Below are 19,119 nucleotides of genomic sequence, written 5' to 3' on the forward strand. Positions count from 1 at the left end.
GTCGGGGCATGGCAGAGAACACGATCGCCGCGAACGGCGAGCACACCGACAACGGGACCCCTCGCACCGTCACCGCGCTCACGCCCTTCCTCGCTCTGCGGGATGCGCGCAGTGCCGTGCGCTTCTACATCGAGGCGCTCGGCGCCCGGCAGCTGTACGCGGTCGAGATGCCCGGTGAGAGCGGCGAGCCCGTCGTCTCGCACGCGACGCTCGACTTCGGCGGGCGCGGGCGGCTCGAGGTGGGGGAGGCGATGGCGGCCTTCGGCACCGTCCCGCAGCCGGATGGCGACGCGGCGCACTTCTCGATCGCCCTCTACGTCCCCGACGTCGATGCCGTTGTCGCACGGGCCGTGGCCGCGGGCGCGACGGTGCGCGAGGCGCCGCAGGACTTCGTCTCGGGCGACCGATTCGCCTCCATCCGCGACCCGTACGGCGTGCGGTGGTCGATCATGACGCGCATCGAGGACCTCTCCGACGAGGAGAGCGCCGACCGCGTGCTGACCTGGGCCGCCTCCTACGCGGAGGCGACCGTAAGCTGACGGGATGGCACGGAGGATCCCGACGGGCGACGGCCGCGACGCGATCGCGGCCGTCCGCGCCGCCGTCGCGCAGGGGAGCAGGCCGCAGCGGACTGACCTCGCCACGGCCGTCCGCTACCTCCTGCAGCTGCTCGAGGAGCGCGCGCCCGGCGGCAGCGTCGAGGTGCGCGTGCCGCCGTACGGCGCCGTGCAGGTGATCGAGGGCCCGCGCCACACGCGCGGCACCCCGCCCAACGTCGTCGAGCTCGACCCGGTCACGTGGATCGCGGTCGCGACCGGCGAGCGCAGCTGGGAGGACGAGGCCGCAGCGGGCCGCATCTCGGCCTCCGGCACGCGCGCCGACATCTCGATGCTCCTGCCGCTCCTCTTCTGACGGTTCCCGGCTCGTCGCCCGATGGGAGACGGTTCCCAGGATGCCGGGGGAGAATACCGACCATGGCCGAGACCTCCGCAGCGCACACCGACGCCGATGTGGCGAAGGTGCGCCGCGCCCCGAAGTACAGCGTGTTCGCCGCGCTCGGGGCCGCCGTCGGCATCATCGCCGCGCTCATCCTGTCGACCGTGTTCGACGGCACGGGGGAGGCGAGCCCCTTCACGAAGGTCGTCTACTCGCCGTCGCAGGCGTTCGGCTTCATCATGCTGTGGTGCGTGCCCGCGGGTGTGCTCCTCGGGATGCTCGTCGCGCTCGTGCTCGACTGGACGATCGGCCGGCGCACGCGCGAGGTGCACGTCGCGCACGAGCAGGTCGACGAAGCCTGAATCCGGGCACAGCGAGCGGCCGCTATCCTTGTCCGGTGGTCTTCGATCCCACCGCAGCTGCGGCTGAAACCCCCTCATCCACCTACGCCCAGGCCGGCGTCGACACGGCTGCCGGCGACCTCGCCGTCGAGCTCATGAAGTCGTCGGTGCGCGCCACGCACGGCCCCGAGGTCCTCGGCGGTGTCGGCGGGTTCGCCGGGCTCTTCGACGCGAGCGCGCTGCGCGACTTCCGTCGCCCGCTGCTCGCGACGAGCACCGACGGCGTCGGCACCAAGGTCGCGATCGCGCAGGCCATCGACAAGCACGACACGATCGGCCAGGACCTCGTCGGCATGGTCGTCGACGACATCGTCGTGGTCGGCGCCCGTCCGCTCTTCATGACCGACTACATCGCGTGCGGCAAGGTCGTGCCGCAGCGCATCGCCGACATCGTGCGCGGCATCGCCGAGGCGTGCGCGGCGACGGGGACGGCCCTCGTCGGCGGCGAGACCGCCGAGCACCCTGGCCTCCTCGGCGTCGACGACTACGACGTCGCGGGTGCCGCGACGGGCGTGGTCGAGGCCGATCGCGTGCTCGGCGCCGAGCGCGTGCGCCACGGCGACGCCGTGCTCGCGCTCTCCTCGAGCGGCCTGCACTCCAACGGCTACTCGCTCGTGCGTCACATCCTCTCCGGCGCGGGCATCGGCTACGCCGACCGCTCCGACGACCTCGGCGCGACCTGGGGCGAGGCGCTGCTCGAGCCCACGCGTCTCTACACCTCGCCGCTGCTGCGCCTCATCGAGTCCCTCGGCGACGACGTGCACGCGCTCAGCCACGTCACCGGCGGCGGCATCGCGGCCAACCTGGCCCGGGTGCTCCCGGTCGGCACGTGGGCCGAGGTCGACCGCTCGACGTGGTCGCCCTCGCCCGTCTTCCGCGTGCTGAGCGACATCGCCGGCACCTCGCTCGAGTCGAGCGAGGGAACGTGGAACCTCGGCATCGGCTTCCTCGCGGTCCTGGCCCCCGAGCGGGTGGACGCGGCCGTCTCGGCGCTCGCCGCCGATGGGATCGACGCGTGGCAGGTCGGAACGGTCAAGACCGGAGAGCGCCCCGAGGGCGCCTTCGAACAGGGCGCCAAGGGCGTCGACGGCGGTGCCGTCCGCCTGGTCGGCGCATACGCGGACGGAGCGAAGTAACCCCACATGTGCGGCATCGTCGGAGCGGTCGGGCGCGGCCCGGTCAACCAGGACATCTACGACGCCCTTCTCCTGCTGCAGCACCGCGGCCAGGACGCCACGGGCATCGCCACGGCCGAGCCGAGCGGCGTCATGCACATGAGCAAGTCGCGCGGGATGGTCCGCGAGGGCTTCCGCACGCGCGACATGCGCTCGCTCCTCGGGAACGTCGGCCTCGGCCACGTCCGCTACGCGACCAAGGGCACCGCCTCGAGTGAGGAGGAGGCCCAGCCGTTCTACGTGAACGCGCCGTACGGCATCATCCTCATCCACAACGGCAACCTCACGAACACCCGCGAGCTCACGCTCGACATGGCGCAGCGCGACCGCCGCCACCTCAACTCGTCGAGCGACACCGAGCTCCTGCTCAACGTGCTCGCGAACGAGCTGCAGGCGACGACGTCGCCCGTCGACCTCGACCCCGAGCGCATCTTCGAGGCCGTGGCGCGCACGCACAAGCGCATCGAGGGCGCGTACGCCGTCATCTCCGTCATCGCGGGGTACGGGCTCCTCGCGTTCCGCGACCCGTTCGGCATCCGGCCGCTCATCCTCGGGCGTCGCACGGCGGAGGACGGCGGCGACGAGTGGGTCGTCGCGAGCGAGTCGCTCGTCCTCGAGAACGCCGACTATGAGGTCGTCCGCGACGTCGAGCCCGGCGAGGCGATCTTCATCACCAACGACGGACAGCTGTTCTCGAAGCAGTGCGCCGAGTCGCCGCAGCTGTCGCCGTGCTCGTTCGAGTACGTCTACCTCGCGCGCCCCGACTCGATCATGAACGGCATCTCGGTGTACGAGGCGCGCCTGCGGATGGGCGCCAAGCTCGCCGCGACGATCGAGAAGCACGTGCCCGAGGGGGCGATCGATGTCGTCATGCCGATCCCCGACTCGTCACGTCCGGCGGCGATGCAGGTCGCGCGCGTGCTCGGGATCGAGTACCGCGAGGGCTTCTACAAGAACCACTACGTCGGCCGGACGTTCATCATGCCGGGCCAGGCCGTGCGCAAGAAGAGCGTGCGCCAGAAGCTCAACGCGATGTCGAGCGAGTTCAAGGGCAAGAACGTGCTGCTCATCGACGACTCGATCGTCCGCGGCACGACGAGCAAGCAGATCATCCAGATGGCTCGCGATGCGGGCGCCCGGTCGGTCACCTTCGCCTCGGCAGCGCCGCCCGTCCGCTACCCGCACGTGTACGGCATCAACATGCCGTCGAGCAAGGAGCTCATCGCGCACGGCCGGTCGATCCCCGAGATCGCCGCGGAGCTGGGCTGCGACCACCTCGTGTACCAGGAGGTCGAGGACCTCAAGGCCGCGATCCTCGAGGGAAGCACCGCGGGGCAGGGTCTCGACGACCTCGACATGAGCTGCTTCGACGGGCGCTACGTCACGGGCACCGTGTCCGAGGAGTACCTCGAATGGGTGGAGCAGACGCAGGGTTCCTGAACACCCAGCGCCCTTCGAGATATATCGTGTGGAATCCCGTCATGGAACGGGATGCGATTCAGGCGACCTCGACTGCGGGCGCCCACCTCGACGGGCCGACTCCGCGGCCATCCGCCCTGGTGCGCGCCGGGCGCGCGACGCGCCGCGCGATCGGGCGCAGCCGCACCATCGAGCGCGCCTACCGGATCGCGGTCGGCACGGTGGGCGGCGTCCTCGCCGTCGTCGGCCTGCTGCTCGTGCCGCTGCCCGGGCCCGGGTGGCTCATCGTCTTCGCAGGCCTCGCGGTGCTCGGCACGGAGTTCGGCTGGGCGAAGCGCGCGGCCGGATGGCTGAGGCGGCAGCTCGAGCGGTTCTGGGCATGGTGGAAGGCGCGTCGAGAGCGGAAGGCCGCCGCCGCGCGCTGACCTCCGCCGTGCGGGGGATCCCCGGAACTCCGCCCCGAGGGGGAGGCGCGCCGGGCGCGCGGCCGGGCACGCTGGGAGCATGACGAGCGCAGAGAGCATGCCGGAGACCACCCGCGTCCCGTGGGGCGCGGTCGCGACCTTCCTCGTGATCGCCTTCGCCCTCGCCTGGGTGGTGACGCTGCCCCTGTGGCTCGGCGGAGAGGGGCTCCGCTCGCCGCTCGCGCTGCCGCTCATGGCCGCCATGATGTGGACGCCCACAGTCGCGGCGCTCGTCGCGACGTTCTTCGTGCGGCGACCACGGCGGCGCGCGCACTACCTCGGGCTCGTGCCCTTCCGGCCGGTGGGCCGCAAGATCGCGCTGTTCCTCCTGTTCCCCGTCGCCTGGACCGCGATCGCCGTGGCGTCGCTGCTGCTCGCGGCGGCACTCGGATGGGCGCACCCCGACTGGAGCCTGTCGCAGATCGCGCCGTTCCTCCCGGAGGGCATGACGGCCGACGTCTACATGGCCGTCACGCTCGCCGCCATCCCCGTCAACACGGTCGTCGCGACCGTGTCGGCGTTCGGGGAGGAGCTCGGATGGCGCGGGTTCCTCACGACCGCGCTCGCGCCGCTCGGATTCTGGCCCTCGGCCATCCTCATCGGCATCGTGTGGGGGCTGTGGCACGCGCCGGTCATCCTGCTCGGCTACAACTTCGCGCGCCCGGATGCCGCCGGCCTCGCGCTCATGGTCGTGTTCACGCTGTTCGTCGGCGTCATCCTGCAGTGGTCGCGGTACTGGACCGGCAACGTGTGGCCCGCCGCGGTCGGCCACGGAGCGCTCAACACGGCCGCATCGGTCGTCGTGCTGTGGAACGGGCCGGGCGACGACGCGGCGATCGCGACCGTGCTCGGCGCGCCCGGCTGGATCGTGATGGGCGTCGTCATCGCGCTGCTCGTCGTCACGGGCCTGCTCGGCCGGCGCACGCGCACCGCGCTCGAGGCCGTCCCGGCCTGACGCTCACGCGCGTTCGCGCCGTCGCTCAGCGCGACGCGACGCTGCCGCGCTGTTCCAGACGAGGTCGGATCAGTCGCCGCTCGTCATCTCGGTCGGGGGAGCCGATCCGATCGACGAGCAGGTCGACCGCTGTCCCGGCGACCACCGCCGGCTCCGACTCCACGGAGGTGTAGGACAGGACATAGAGGCGGGCGAGCTCCGCCGAGTGGAGGGACACGACGCTGCGGTCCTCGGGCACAGAGAGCCCGAGGTCGCGGAGCACGAAAGGGAGCATCGCGACGGCGGCGTCGTTGTGGATGAGAAGCGCCTCGGGGCTGCCGCTCTCATCCAGCGCGTGGCGGAGCGTGGTCCGCACCTGGTCGGGGCCGACCGGCACCGGCAGGTCGCGCAGGGCGAGCCCGTGCCGCGCCGCGCGGTCGCGGGCTGCGCGTTCGAAACGGCCTGCGTAGGTGCTGCCGGAGGTGTACAGCTCGACGGGCCAGCGGACGAAGAGCGCGTCACGATGACCCGCCTCAGCCAGGTGGTCGACGAGGGCCTCGGCCGCGGAGCCGAAGTCGAGGTCCACCGCATCGACCCCCTTCGTGTCCTCGGGCATCCCGACGAGCACTGCGGGGAATCCTGAGCGCCGGATGGGCTCGAGTCGAGGGTCCTCCTCGAGGACGTTGAGGAGGATCAGCCCGTCCACGCGTCGCTGAGCGACCGCCTGCGCGACGGCGGCGGCACCATCCGGCTCGGTGAGGAGCGTGACCGCGTAGCCGTGCTCGCGCGCCGCGTCCGAGAGGGCCACGAGGTACGTGGCCATCGCCGGACTGAACTCCGCCTCATGGAAGCGGATGACGACGCCGAGCGTCATGGTCCGCGACGTCGCGAGGGCGCGGGCGCCGGCGTTGACGGAGAACCGCAGACGCTCGATCGCGCCCTCGACCCGGGCGCGCGTCTCGGGGCTCACGAACTTGTGCCCCGTGAGCACCGACGACACGGTGCTGCGCGACACGCCCGCCTCGCGCGCGACGTCTCCGATCGTGGCCACTGCATACCTCCTCCGAGCTCTTCGGGCGACGGGTTCCCGTCGCCTGGGGGGCGGGTGGTCGCGGGCAGGGCCCGCGACCACCCGCGCGGGTCAGCCGAACAGCGGCGTGACCGTCACCCGGTCCACGTTGGGAGCGTACTGCGATCGCAGCAGGACGCCGGGCCACGCGTCAGACGCGTAGCTTGTCCCGTCGAACTGCGGCTTCTCCTCACCGCGGATCTCGAGGCGGTTCGTCCCCTTCTCGAGCTCGACCACGACGGTGAGCTCCCAGAAGTTGTTCTCGTGGAACGAATGCGGGAACGCGACGCGGACGGGGTCCGCGCCGTTGACCGACATGAGCGCGTACCGTGCAACGGGGTCGGGATTGTAGTGCGTTGCGGGCGACTGCTCCTCGTTGGAGTACCGGAAGGTGAGCGCGTACTTCCCTGCTCGCGGCACCTCGATCTCCTCGAATCCCAGCGCGTTCGCATTGCCCGGCTCGCCGCCGATGCCCGTGACCGCCAGGCCGCCGGACGCGAGGGAGAGCTCGCTCGCCGACGCCGTGCCGGTGACGACGGCGTCCTCCGCCTCGAAGACGCTCGACGAGAGGTCGTCGCTCGGCGAGACCACGAGGCGGTCGATCTCGAGCCGCTTCGCGCCCTCGACGACCACCTTGTTGATGCCGCCGCGGAGGAAGGCGCTCACGGTGCCGTCCTTCGCGGTTCGCGTCTGCTCGCCGTTGACGTCGAGCCGCACCTTCCCGCGGACGCCCAGATCGAGGAGCGCCGCACCGTCGTTCTCGGCGTACACCCAGAACGTCGCGGTCGCGTTCTTCGGGATCGAGGCGCCGCTGGTCGCGCCGTACACGGTCTGCGCGCCGTCGAGCTCGGCGTACTCGGCCTCGTACACGTCGGCCGTCCGGTTCGGGTTCGGCAGGGCGAGATCGATCTTGTCGATGAGCACGTCGCCGGTGAGCGACCGGGTGCCGTCGAGGCTCCGCGTCGCGAGCCGGATCGTGTGCTCGCCCGCGCTCAGCTCGACCGCGGTGTCCGCGTGGTCCCAGACCGTCCACTTGTAGCCGAGCGGCAGGAAGACCTCCTGCTCGGCGCCGCCGTCGACCGTGAGGAAGACGTTCGCGGGCCCCTGTGCCTGCACCTCCGGGTCTGTGTTGAGTGAGCTCGCGAAGATGCTCAGGTCGTAGACGCCGTCTTCGGGGACGTCCACCGCGAACTCCAGCGCATTGTCGGCGCCCGTGCGCAGTCCGCCGACGTTGTACCCGCCCGAGGTGTAGAACTTCGAGACGTTCGAAGGCGATCCTTCGGGCCCGTTGACGTGCAGCCCCGATCCGCGGAACGCGGCGTCCTCGGCCTCGTATATCGCTTCCCAGGTCGTCCGCGGTGCGGCCTCGATCGAGGCATGGTCGCCCGGAGTGACGATCACCTCGTACGACGACTCCGCCTTGAGCGGAGGCAGACCGTTCGCACCGAAGCGGACGACGGCGTCTCCGCTCTCGACGACCACGTCGAGCTCGCCCACGACGTCGGGCTGCGCGCTGTCGCCGATCTGACCGCTCCACTCGATCTCGCGTACCGTGACGTGCACAGTTTCGCCCAGGAGCGCGGTTGGGACGTTCCGGAGGCGGAGTGCGTAGTCTCCGCTCGCGCCGCCCAGCAGAACGCGACCCTGGCGCAGGTCCTCGTCGAGGGTGGCGACTCCCTGGAGGGTATAGCTCTCGCCCGGATGCGGTGGCGTGACCTCGACGGTCTGGCCGCTCATCTGGGTGTAGGCGTGCAGAAGCCACCACTGGCCGTTCGCGCGGTTGGCCTGCACAGCGGAGTCGGAGAGGTTGCCATCGATGTTCCAGTAGGCGATGTCTCCGTAGACCTTCGAATCCTCGAGAGCAGAGACCCATTGCACCATCTGTCCGGGAACCGAGGTGTGGTAGTTGAATGCGTACTCGCTGATGTTGATCGGCAGTTCGACGCCCTCGTACTCGGTGCCGGCGAACAGCTCGGCTTCCCAAGCGCGGTACCGGTCCACGCTCGCGCGGATTCTCGCGGGATCCGACAGCTCATGCCACACCACCGTGTCCGGCAAGGTGCCCGCCTCGAGCGCGTGCTGCATGAAGCCCTGGACCTGATCGAACAGGACACTGGTGTTGGGCCCGCCGATTCGCGCATCTGGAAGTACCGACCGGATGAGCGCGTGCGCGCGATCCCAGGCGTCGAAGAAGGCCGTCGGATCATCCAGCCAGCTGGTGCCGTCGTAGCTCCACTCGCCGGTCCCGAACATGTTGCCCTCGGGCTCGTTGAACGGCATGAAGACGACCTGCGCCCGCTGCTCAGGCGGCAGGGTCACCACCTGCTCGACTTGGAGACGGATCTTCTCGAGGTAGGTGTCCAGCTTCTCCTCTGGAGTGTCACCGGGCCACTGGTAGGGGAACCCGCGATGGATGTCCGTCATGTAGACGTAGAGGTCGCCGTTCGATGCTTCGACGAGGGGGCCGAGGACTTCGAGCGCGCCGGCTCCGGGGTGCTGGGGACCGTCCTGCGCCTTCGTGGCGACCGAGGCGAGATCGATGCCGTCGATCAGGTTGCGCGACGGCAGACCTTCGTCATAGAGGCCGTACAGCGTGCCGGATGCGCCACCGAGGAAGTCGCCCGTCTTCTTCGAGAGGTCGACGATGAGCGCGTTCTCGACCACCTCGACCGTCGCCGTCACGGTGAGATCGTGGCCGACGACCTCGCCTGACACGGTGAACGACCCCGGCTCCGAGTACAGCTCCTCGGCGATCTCGTCCCACTCGAGGCGGACCGTCCGGCCGATGCCGTCGCTGAAGTCCGCGGGCGCGGTCGACGGCAGCTCGGGCAGCTGCCCTGCGGCCGTCCGCACCTCGAACGCGTCCTCCTGCAGCCCCTCGATCACCGGGAGCTCATCGCCGTACAGGGCGGCGACCTGGGAGCCGTCGAGGGCCACGTCGAACACCTGGAAGTCGTCGATCGCGCCGTCGAAGAACGGATGGCCGCTCCAGAACGGCTTCCCGAGAAACCCCGAGGTCGTGCCGTTCGGGTCGTGCATGACGGCGGCGAGGTCGACCTGCGCAGGCGTCCGGCCGATCTCCACGCCGTTGAGGTAGTAGACGAGCTCCTGGCCGTCGATGACGGTGACCGCCTGCACCCACTCGCCCACCGGGAGCTTGCCCGTGCCGTCCACCTCGACCTCGGTCCCGCCGCTCACCGGCTTGATCGACGAGCGGTGGGTGCTGGTGCCCTGGTAGGACGGGGTGAGGAAGGTCGCGGAGGCGTTGTCCTTGCCGAGGTTGTACGCCCACTGGAAGTCGGGGCCGCCGTCCCAGCGGATCCACGTGGCGATCGTCATCTGCGAGCGTCCCTCGAAGAGGCCGTGCGGCACCTCCACGTAGGGGGCTTCTGTCGATGACGAGGGCCCGCCGGTGAGGTCGAGTGCGGTGGAGCCGTCTCGCCCCGGGACGAGCGGCGCCTGCTCGGCGTTGGCGAGCGCGCCGTCCAGGCCGGAGGGCGACGCGTCGTCGACCGTGCCCTCGGCGACCGTTCCCTCGTCGAAGGAGTACGACAGGATCAGGTGGTCGTCCGGGGATGCGGCCGCGGCGGGTGCCGGTGCGAGAGGCACCAGCGCGAGCGCGGCGAGTGCCCCTGCGGATCGCAGGAGCGCGGGTGGTCGGGCGTGCATGGGATGGCCTCACTCTCTTCGTCGAGATCGCCGGATCAGACAGCGAACCGGTTCGCTGGGCAACGCTAGAGCATCGGGGTGGGGGAGGCAAGGGCTCCAGCAAACCGGTTCGCCCCAGGTGGCGGTCCCCCGCGCCCAGCCCGCGGTAGCATCGCCCTGCCGGCGTCCTCGTCCGACGCACCATCCCATCCGCCTCGCAGAGGAGCGCCATGCCCATCGCCGCCGACGACCCCCGCCTGCACGCGCCGCACGTCGCTTCGGCGTCGCGCTACGACGACGTGCCGTTCCTCCGCGCCGGCGCGAGCGGGGTGAAGCTGCCGCGCGTCTCGCTCGGCCTCTGGCAGAACTTCGGGCGTGACCGCTCGATCGAGAGCCAGCGCGAGATCCTCCTGCACGCCTTCGATCGGGGCGTCGTGCACATCGACCTCGCGAACAACTACGGGCCGCCCTACGGCGCCGCCGAGTCGACCTTCGGCACGGTGCTCGACTCCGACCTGCGGCGCTACCGCGACGAGCTCTTCGTCACGAGCAAGGCCGGCTACGACATGTGGCCGGGGCCCTACGGCGACGGCGGCTCGCGCAAGTACCTCATGCGCTCGCTCGAGCAGAGCCTGACGCGCATGCGCACCGACTACGTCGACGTCTTCTACTCGCATCGCGTCGACCCCGAGACGCCCATCGAGGAGACGATGCAGGCGCTCGTCGACATCGTGCGCAGCGGCAAGGCGCTCTACGTGGGCATCTCGAACTACCCCGCGCCCCTCGCGCGGCGCGCCCACGAGCTGCTCGCCGGAGAGGGCGTGCGCCTGCTTCTGCACCAGCCGCGGTACTCGCTCTTCGACCGCACGCCGGAAGCCGAGCTCTTCCCGCTCCTGCGCGAGCTGCAGGTCGGCAGCGCCGTGTTCTCGCCGCTCGCGCAGGGTCTGCTGACCGGCAAGTACCTCGACGGCGTCGTCCCCGCCGACTCTCGCGCGGCGGGGAGCTTCTTCTTGAACGAGTCGGCGATCACCGACGACTACCTTCGGCGCATCCGGGGGATCGATGCGATCGCGCGGGAAGCCGGTGTGTCGATCCCGCAGCTCGCGATCGCCTGGGTGCTGCGCGATCCCGTCGTGACGACGGCGATCATCGGAGCCTCGCGTCCGGCTCAGGTCGACGATGCGATCGCGGCGAGCCGCCTCGAGCTCTCGACCGACGCGATCGAGGCCCTCGAGGAGTTCGCGGCGCCGAGCGGCGCCGCCACCGCCTGAGGCGCGCTCAGCGCGCGCGGGGCGGCGCGACCGACTCCCGCCAGACGACGCGCTGCAGCACGGCCTCCTGCTCGGGCGGCGTCTCACCGCGGATCGCCGCGATCAGGCGGCGCATGGAGTCGGTGCCGAGCCGCTGACGGTCCTGGAACACCGTCGTGAGCGACGGGATGAAGTGCGCGCTCATCGTGAGGTCGTCCCATCCGGTGACGCTCACATCGCCCGGTACCGACCATCCGCGCGACACGGCCGCCCGGATCGCGCCGGCTGCGAGGACGTCGTTCGCCGCGAGGACCGCCAGCGGCGGGGCATCGTCGGGCAGCTCGCTCACGCACCGGTTCGCGGTGATCCCGCTCCAGTCTCCGCCGACGACCCCGAGCGACTCCACGCCGAGCCGGTCGATCGTCGCGAGATAGGCGTCGCGTCGGGCGACGGCGGCGGGGAAGTCGGAGGGGCCGGCGACGTGGAGGAAGCGGCGATGCCCGAGCTCGACCAGCCGCTCCATCATCTCGACGACCGGGCGGGCATCGCTGAACGCTCCCGTCGCGTGCATCTCCTCGTCGAACTCGGAGAGCGAGAGGAAGACTGGCGCTGCGGCATCGGACGCGACGCGCGGGGTCCGCATGGGGCTGAAGGAGAGGACGCCCTCGTACTCGGTCGAGTCGATGAGCGACGCGAGCTCGCCCTCTCGCTCCTCGGGTGAGCGGGAGAGGCTGAGGACCTCCACCACGTAGCCGGCATCGCGGGCGGTCGAGACGGCGCCCTCGAGGACGGGGAAGAGGTTGAGACCTGTCACCGGGATGACGACCGCGATGCGGCCGGTGCGCTGAGTGCGCATCGATCGCGCCGCCAGATTGGGGCGGTAGTTCAGGTCGGCAGCCGCCTTCAGGACCCGCTCGCGGGTCGCCTCCGAGATGCCGCTGCGCCCCGTGAACACGAACGACACCGTCGACTGCGACACCCCCGCTCGTCGCGCGACGTCGTGACTGGTCGGGCGCTTCGCCATCCCTCGATCCCCCATCTTCGACATCCTGCCCCGAAAAACCTCTTGACCGAGCGGACGCGATGTGTCCATACTACCTACTACGTCTTAGTAATACGTAGTAGAACTTGCGAGGAAGCAATGCTCAGAATCGGGATCATCGGCACGGGCAGCATCGCGAGTGCCCACATCAGCGGGTATCTCGCGTTCCCGGAGGAGTGCGAGATCGTCGCGCTCGCCGACGTGATGCCCGGGAAGGCCGCGCAGAAGGCGGCGGAGTTCGGGCTGACCGATGCCGTGGGGTACGACGATCCTCTTCGCATGATCGCCGAGGCGGGACTCGACCTCGTGAGCATCGCGACGCCGCCGTCGACGCACGCGGCCCTGTCGATCGCGGCCCTCGACGGGGGCGTGAACGTGCTCGTGGAGAAGCCGATGGCGCCGTCTCTCGAGGAGTGCGACGCGATGCTCGCGGCGCAGGAGCGCTCGGGCAAGCTGCTGTCGGTCGTGGCTCAGAACCGGTTCCGCGACGACCTCGCGACCCTGAAGGAGGTCGTGGAGTCGGGCCTGCTCGGCACGATCTCGCATGTGCGTGTGGATTCGGCGTGGTGGCGCGGTCTTCCGTACTACGACCTCTGGTGGCGGGGCACGTGGGAGAAGGAGGGCGGCGGCTGCACCCTCAACCACGCGATCCACCACATCGATCTGCTGCTGTGGCTCCTCGGTCGTCCGACCGAGATCACCGCGATGCTCGCGAACGCGCAGCACGACAACAGCGAGGTCGAGGATCTCTCGGTCGCCGTGTTCCGCTACGAGCGGGGCCTGGCGCAGCTGACGAGCTCGGTCGTGCACCACGGCGAGGAGCAGGAGATCGTCATCCAGGGCGAGAAGGCGCGGGTCTCGCAGCCGTGGAAGGTGATCGCGGAGCGCGCGGATGGCGGCGGCTTCCCCGCGAAGGGAGGCGACGCCGATCTGGTCGCCGAGATCGAGGCGGTCGCGGCGGCGAAGGAGCCCCTGGGGCACTACGGGCACGAGGGGCAGATCGGGGATCTGCTCGGCGCGATCCGCGACGGGCGCGCGCCGATCGCGGATGGACGGGATGGCCGCAACGCGATCGAGGTCGTCACGGCGATCTACAAGGCGGGCATCGAGCGCGCGTTCGTCGAGCTGCCCCTCAAGGCCGACGACCCCTATTACCGTGCCGGCCAGCTCGTCGAGCACGCTCCGCACTTCTACGAGAAGCAGGCGTCCCTCGTCGAGGCGGCATCATGAGCGCCTCATCGTTCCCGGGCGGCACCTCGCTGTCGCACCTCGACATCTACGAGGGCGCGGCGCCCGACGGCATCTGCGGCGGCAGCCCGCACATGCATCTCGTGTCGACCGAGGCGTACCTCGTGGTCGAGGGGCGCGGCGCGCTGCAGACGATCGACGGCGACGGTTTCCGCGAGACGGACCTCGAGCCCGGGTCCGTCGTGTGGTTCACCCCCGGCACCATCCACCGCGCGGTGAACCGCGGAGGGCTGAAGGTGCTCGTGCTGATGAGCAACGCGGGTCTTCCCGAGGCGGGCGACGCCGTGATGACGTTTCCCGCCGAGATCGTCGGGAACGCCGACGCGTACGCCGAGGCGGCCTCGCTGGGCGAGGCGGAGGGTCGCGCCGAGCGCGCCGCCCGTCGCCGCGATCTCGCGGTGACCGGGTTCGAGGCGCTGCGCGATGCGGTCGTCGCGGGCGACCGCGGGCCCCTTGAAGACTTCCATGCGGCGGCCGGTGCACTCGTCCTGCATCGCGCCGCCGCATGGGGGCAGCTCGTGCGCGAGCGGCCGCTGGCCCAGGCGGAGCGCTCCCTCGCGCTCACCGAGGCGATCGCGCGGGGCGATGTCGCCCACCTGCGCGAGGCCCGCGTGCACGAGGCGTCCTCGCCCGCGGGCGAGCGCGCCTTCGGAATGTGCGGACGGATCCGCGCCTACGACGTGACAGACCAGGAGAACCCCCGATGAGCCATCCGTACACCTTCGACCCGCTCCCGCAGCCTGCCGTTGCGCCGGGGGAGTTCGCCTTCGCGGCCGTCGGCCTCGACCACGGTCACATCTTCGGGATGACCGACGGACTCATCGGCGCCGGCGCGACGGTGACCTGGGTCTTCGACGAGAACCCGGAGCGCGCCGCCGCGTTCGCCGAGAAGTACCCGACGGCCCACATCGCCTCCAGCGAGCAGCAGGTTCTCGACGACCCCGACGTGCGGCTCGTCGCGACCGCGGCGATCGCCTCCGAGCGTGCTCCCATCGGGTTGCGCGCGATCGAGGCGGGCAAGCACGCGTTCGTCGACAAGGCTCCGCTCACGACCTTCGCGCAGCTCGAGGCGGTGCGCGAGGCGACCGCGCGGACGGGCCTCAAGTACGCCGTCTACTACGGCGAGCGCGTGCACTCCGAGGCCGCGATCCTCGCCGATCAGCTCATCCAGCGCGGGGCGATCGGACGGGTCCTGCAGGTGGTGTGCTTCGGCCCGCACCGCATCGGAGGAGGCCGGCCCGACTGGTTCTACGACCCTGCCCAGTACGGCGGCATCCTCTGCGACATCGGCAGTCACAACTTCGACCAGATCCTCCACTACACCGGCGCGGCGGACGGCCGCGTGTCGACCTCGACGATCGCGAACTACGCGCACCCCGAGACCCCGGGCCTCCAGGACTTCGGCGACGCGCACGTCATCCTCGACAACGGCGCCACGGGGTACGTCCGCGTGGACTGGTTCACACCGGATGGCCTGGGCGTGTTCGGCGATGGACGCACCCTCCTGCTCGGCACCGACGGGTACATCGAGCTGCGCAAGTACATCGACATCACGACCGACAACGGCGGCGGCCAGGTGCTCCTCGTCAACCAGGAGGGGCAGTACCGCTTCAACGCGAACGGCATGACCGGGTTCCCGTACTTCGGCCAGCTCATCCGCGACTGCATCGACGGCACGGAGACCGCCATGAGCCAGGCGCACGCGCTGAAGGCGGCCGAGCTCAGCCTGCAGGCGCAGGCCGACGCGACCGTCCTCACCTCGCCGTCCGAGGCCATCCTGCTCACTCCCTAGCGGCGACCCGTTCGCCTGAGAACCACGAGGATGTGGAGTTCCGAATGACGCAATCCGTTGACGCGCCCCTGCGGCTCGGGGATGCCCCGCCCGCAGGGGGCGCGACGCGCCTCATCACGACAGCGCGCGCGAAGCGGCGGCTGTTCCGGCGCGATCGCACGCCGCGCGCGAAGCAGACGTGGCGGCGCGCTCTCGCCCGCGACTGGCGCCTCTACACGTTCCTGATCGCACCGGTGATCTTCCTGCTCATCTTCCGGTACGTGCCGATGCTCGGCAACGTCATCGCGTTCCGACGATTCCGCCCCGGCGGCTCGATCTTCGGCGACGAGTGGGTCGGCTTCTACTACTTCGAGGCGTTCATCTCGAACCAGCAGTTCTGGACCGTGTTCTGGAACACGGTGATCCTCGGAGCGCTCACGCTCCTGATCACCTTCCCGTTGCCGATCGTCCTCGCGCTCATGCTCAACGAGCTGCGCTCGCGGCGGTTCAAGCGGATCGTCCAGACCATCTCGTACCTCCCGCACTTCATGTCGATCGTCATCGTCGCGGGTCTCGTGCTCCAGCTCACCGCGCTCAACGGCACGATCAACCAGGTCGTCGAGGCGATGGGCGGCGACCCCGTGCCGTTCATGCAGCGGCCCGAGTGGTTCCGCTCGATCTACGTCTCGTCGGAGGTGTGGCAGACCGTCGGATGGGGGACCATCCTCTACCTCGCGGCCCTCACGACGATCGACGATCAGCTGTACGAGGCCGCCCGCATCGACGGCGCGAACCGCTGGCAGCAGACCTGGCACATCACGCTGCCCGGCATCCAGCCGACCATGATGGTGCTCCTCATCCTCAACATCGGCTCGTTCATGGCGGTCGGATTCGAGAAGGTGCTGCTCCTGCAGAACCCCCTCATCTACTCGACGGCCGACGTGATCTCGACCTACCTCTACCGCGTCGGCATCCAGTCGGCCCAGTTCTCGTACGGAACCGCGATCGGCCTCTTCGAGGCGGTCATCGGCCTCGTGCTCGTGCTCGGCGCGAACGCCCTCTCTCGACGAATGGTGGGTACCTCGCTGTGGTGACCGAAGCTCTTCCCCAGAAGCCCGACATCGCGCACGTCCGCCGGGAGACCGGCATCATCCGCGAGTCGCTCGGGTACCGCGTGTTCCGCGTGGTCAACGCGATCGCCCTCGTGCTCGTGTGCGCCGTCACGCTCTACCCGTTCATCAACCTCGTCGCGAAGGCGTTCTCGTCCGAGGGGTACATCGCGGCCGGCGAGGTGAACCTCATCCCGCGCGGCTTCAACATCGACACGTTCCGCGTGGTCATGAGCGATGAGATGTTCTGGACGAACTACGGGAACACGTTCCTGTACACGATCGTCGGCACGATCATCGCGATGGCGATCACCACGACGTACGCGTACGCCCTCAGCAAGCCGTACCTCAAGGGGCGCACGTTCTTCGTGGGCATCGCGGTCTTCACGATGTTCTTCGGCGGCGGGCTCATCCCGAACTACATCCTGATCGCCAACTACCTCGGCTGGCGCAACAGCATCTGGGCCGTCGTCGTCCCGGGAGCGCTGAGCGTCTTCAACCTGCTCGTCATGAAGTCGTTCTTCGAGAACTTCCCCGAGGAGCTCGAGGAGGCCGCCGCGATCGACGGGCTCACGACGTACGGCATCTTCTTCCGGATCGTGCTGCCGCTGTCGAAGGCCGTGCTCGCGACGATGACGCTGTTCTACGCCGTGAGCATCTGGAACTCGTGGTTCAGTGCCTTCCTCTTCATGGATGACAAGTCGCTCTTCCCCGTGACCATCTACCTGCGCAACCTCATCGCCGCGGCGACGGGCGCGCAGGAGGCCGTGGGCGGCGAGGCCGCGCAGATCGCCTCGAACATCCAGGCCGTGACGATGCTGCTCACCGTCCTGCCCATCATCTGCTTCTACCCCTTCATCCAGCGCTACTTCGTCTCGGGCGTGATGCTCGGGTCGGTCAAGGGCTGATTCCCCCACGTCGAACGACGACGTTCACCTAGAGGAGAAACACAATGAGAATCACTCGCCACACCCTCGTCGGTGCTGCGGGCCTCGCCGCCGTCGCGGTCGCGCTGTCCGCCTGCTCCGCCACGCCGAGCGAGGAGGCCGTCGGAGACGACGGCGTCACGATCGACGAGGCGCACTCCGTGGGCGCCATGGAGGACTTCGAGGCCGGTGTCACCTTCAAGGCGACCGAGCCCGTGAACTTCTCCCTCATGTACCGGGATCACCCGAACTACCCGGTGAAGGACGACTGGTCGGTCTTCCAGCACCTCGAGGAGGACCACAACGTCACGTTCTCCCGCACCGACATCCCGATGGCCGACTACGACCAGAAGAAGTCCCTGCTCATCGGCAGCGGCGAGGCGACCGACATCATCTCGTCGACGTACGCCGGCACGGAGACGCAGTTCGTCTCGGGCGGAGCGATCCTCCCTGTCTCGGACTACTTCGACTACATGCCGAACTTCCAGCAGAAGATCGAGGACTGGGGTCTGGAGGAGGACCTGCAGAACCGTCGTCAGGAGGACGGGAAGATCTATCACCTCCCTGGCCTCCGCGAGGTGCCGGACGTCCAGTACTCGGTCGTCATCCGCGAGGACCTCTGGGAGAAGGCGGGCATCACGGAGGACCCGGCGACCTGGGACGAGTACCTCGAGCAGCTCGAGCAGGTCAAGGAGGCCAACCCCGAGCTCGACTACGCGATGTCGGACCGGTGGACCGACGCCACGCCCCTCGGCTCGCTCCTGAGCGTCATGGCTCCCAACTACGACACCGCAGCCGGATGGGGATACGCGAACACCTGGTACGACGAGGAGGCCGGGGAGTACGTGTTCACCGGCACGTCCGATGAGTACAAGGAGCTCGTGGCGGACGCCGCCGCGCTCGTCGAGGCGGGCGTCCTCGACCCCGAGATCACCCAGAGCGACGACCAGGCCGTGCAGAAGTTCATCTCGGGCAAGTCGGCCGCGATCTCGGGCAACACCCAGGTGATCGCGGAGTACCGCCAGAAGTTCGCCGACTCGGGGCAGGGCGACGTCCCGATCCGCCTCATCTCCATCCCGGGCGGCCCCGCCGGCGACAACCTCCCGAGCGGCCGATTCACGTCGGGCATCCTCATCTCGAGCGAGGCCGCCGAGAAGCCGTACTTCAAGGCGCTCCTGCAGTTCGTCGACTGGCTGTACTACTCCGACGAGGGCCTCGAGTTCGCGCAGTGGGGCGTCGAGGGCGAGACGTTCACGCGCGAGGCGGATGGCACGCGCAAGCTCATGGACGACATCGCCTGGAGCTCCATCAACGCGGGCGCCCCCAAGCTGCTGAACGCCGACTACGGCTACAGCAACGGCGTCTTCCTGCTCGCCAACGGCTCATCCGAGGAGCTCGTGCTCTCGATGATGACCGACGAGATCGCCGAGTGGACCGCGCAGCAGCTCGAGAAGAAGGAGCAGCTGCCGACGGCTCCCGCGCCGCTGCTCAACGAGATCGAGCTCGAGCAGACCTCCCTCCTGCAGACGCAGCTCACGGACGCCGTCCACGCCGCGACCGCCTCGTTCATCACGGGGCAGCGCTCCGTCGAGGACGACTGGGACGCGTATGTGACCGAGCTCGAGGGACTGGGGTCGACGCAGCTCGTCGACACGATCAACGCGGCGCTCGAGCGCACGCAGAGCGAGGGCTGATCGGAAGCGGCCGGCCGTCCGCACCGGCCGGCC

General features: G+C 69.6%; 17 protein-coding genes. 14 read left to right on the forward strand and 3 right to left on the reverse strand.

Annotated features, from left to right (window positions below):
* Positions 1–8: 8 nt before the first annotated feature.
* The 7 genes from M1D56_RS01600 (at position 9) to M1D56_RS01630 (ending at position 5,350) form a co-directional block, all read left to right on the forward strand.
* A complete protein-coding gene (locus M1D56_RS01600) occupies positions 9–539 on the forward strand; it encodes a VOC family protein (RefSeq protein WP_456284468.1) in 531 nt (176 codons plus the stop codon).
* A 4-nt stretch (positions 540–543) separates the two neighbouring features.
* The gene (locus tag M1D56_RS01605) at positions 544–912 is read left to right on the forward strand and encodes a sterol carrier family protein (protein WP_456284469.1); all 369 of its coding nucleotides are present in this window, start codon (positions 544–546) and stop codon (positions 910–912) included.
* 62 nt (positions 913–974) lie between these two features.
* Positions 975–1,298 (forward strand): potassium transporter Trk, encoded by a 324-nt coding sequence (locus M1D56_RS01610; protein ID WP_271173472.1) that lies wholly within the window; start codon positions 975–977, stop codon positions 1,296–1,298.
* A 134-nt stretch (positions 1,299–1,432) separates the two neighbouring features.
* Entirely contained in the window at positions 1,433–2,473 is a 1,041-nt protein-coding gene (gene purM, locus M1D56_RS01615) for a phosphoribosylformylglycinamidine cyclo-ligase (RefSeq protein ID WP_456285256.1), read from the forward strand.
* A gap of 6 nt (positions 2,474–2,479) precedes the next feature.
* Positions 2,480–3,952, forward strand: a complete 1,473-nt coding sequence (gene purF / locus M1D56_RS01620; protein ID WP_271173474.1) for an amidophosphoribosyltransferase — start codon at positions 2,480–2,482, stop codon at positions 3,950–3,952.
* Between the two features lie 41 nt (positions 3,953–3,993).
* Entirely contained in the window at positions 3,994–4,356 is a 363-nt protein-coding gene (locus tag M1D56_RS01625) for a TIGR02611 family protein (RefSeq protein WP_456284470.1), read from the forward strand.
* A gap of 79 nt (positions 4,357–4,435) precedes the next feature.
* Positions 4,436–5,350: a CPBP family intramembrane glutamic endopeptidase gene (locus tag M1D56_RS01630; protein WP_456284471.1), complete on the forward strand. Its 915-nt coding sequence runs from the start codon at positions 4,436–4,438 to the stop codon at positions 5,348–5,350.
* A 25-nt stretch (positions 5,351–5,375) separates the two neighbouring features.
* Here the strand turns inward: M1D56_RS01630 and M1D56_RS01635 are convergent, their stop codons facing one another.
* Both M1D56_RS01635 and M1D56_RS01640 read right to left on the reverse strand, forming a co-directional pair.
* Positions 5,376–6,380: a LacI family DNA-binding transcriptional regulator gene (locus M1D56_RS01635; RefSeq protein ID WP_456284472.1), complete on the reverse strand. Its 1,005-nt coding sequence runs from the start codon at positions 6,378–6,380 to the stop codon at positions 5,376–5,378.
* A gap of 90 nt (positions 6,381–6,470) precedes the next feature.
* Complete coding sequence (locus tag M1D56_RS01640; protein WP_456284473.1) at positions 6,471–10,067, reverse strand: LamG-like jellyroll fold domain-containing protein; 3,597 nt, start codon at positions 10,065–10,067, stop codon at positions 6,471–6,473.
* Positions 10,068–10,276: 209 nt separating this feature from the next.
* Between M1D56_RS01640 and M1D56_RS01645 the strand changes: the two genes are divergently transcribed.
* Complete coding sequence (locus tag M1D56_RS01645) at positions 10,277–11,317, forward strand: aldo/keto reductase (protein WP_456284474.1); 1,041 nt, start codon at positions 10,277–10,279, stop codon at positions 11,315–11,317.
* 7 nt (positions 11,318–11,324) lie between these two features.
* On the opposite strand, the gene M1D56_RS01650 is transcribed toward M1D56_RS01645, so the two are convergent.
* Positions 11,325–12,320 (reverse strand): LacI family DNA-binding transcriptional regulator, encoded by a 996-nt coding sequence (locus tag M1D56_RS01650; protein WP_456284475.1) that lies wholly within the window; start codon positions 12,318–12,320, stop codon positions 11,325–11,327.
* 117 nt (positions 12,321–12,437) lie between these two features.
* On the opposite strand from M1D56_RS01650, the gene M1D56_RS01655 reads away from it, so the two are divergent.
* From M1D56_RS01655 to M1D56_RS01680, 6 genes are read left to right on the forward strand one after another with little or no spacing between them, the layout of a single operon-like run.
* On the forward strand, positions 12,438–13,568 hold the full coding sequence (locus M1D56_RS01655; protein ID WP_455969150.1) for a Gfo/Idh/MocA family protein: 1,131 nt from the start codon (positions 12,438–12,440) through the stop codon (positions 13,566–13,568).
* Positions 13,565–14,293: a cupin domain-containing protein gene (locus M1D56_RS01660; RefSeq protein ID WP_456284476.1), complete on the forward strand. Its 729-nt coding sequence runs from the start codon at positions 13,565–13,567 to the stop codon at positions 14,291–14,293. Before M1D56_RS01655 ends, M1D56_RS01660 begins: the two co-directional genes overlap by 4 nt.
* A complete protein-coding gene (locus M1D56_RS01665) occupies positions 14,290–15,378 on the forward strand; it encodes a Gfo/Idh/MocA family protein (RefSeq protein WP_456284477.1) in 1,089 nt (362 codons plus the stop codon). Before M1D56_RS01660 ends, M1D56_RS01665 begins: the two co-directional genes overlap by 4 nt.
* Positions 15,379–15,422: 44 nt before the next feature.
* A complete protein-coding gene (locus M1D56_RS01670; protein WP_271173483.1) occupies positions 15,423–16,451 on the forward strand; it encodes an ABC transporter permease in 1,029 nt (342 codons plus the stop codon).
* Positions 16,445–17,374: a carbohydrate ABC transporter permease gene (locus M1D56_RS01675; protein ID WP_416383278.1), complete on the forward strand. Its 930-nt coding sequence runs from the start codon at positions 16,445–16,447 to the stop codon at positions 17,372–17,374. The genes M1D56_RS01670 and M1D56_RS01675 overlap by 7 nt, the downstream gene beginning before the upstream one ends.
* 44 nt (positions 17,375–17,418) lie before the next feature.
* Positions 17,419–19,086 carry an ABC transporter substrate-binding protein gene (locus tag M1D56_RS01680; RefSeq protein ID WP_282979319.1) on the forward strand — a complete coding sequence of 556 codons (1,668 nt, stop codon included), beginning with the start codon at positions 17,419–17,421 and terminating at the stop codon, positions 19,084–19,086.
* The last annotated feature ends 33 nt before the right edge of the window (positions 19,087–19,119 follow it).

The sequence above is a fragment of the Microbacterium sp. JZ101 genome (assembly GCF_053903175.1).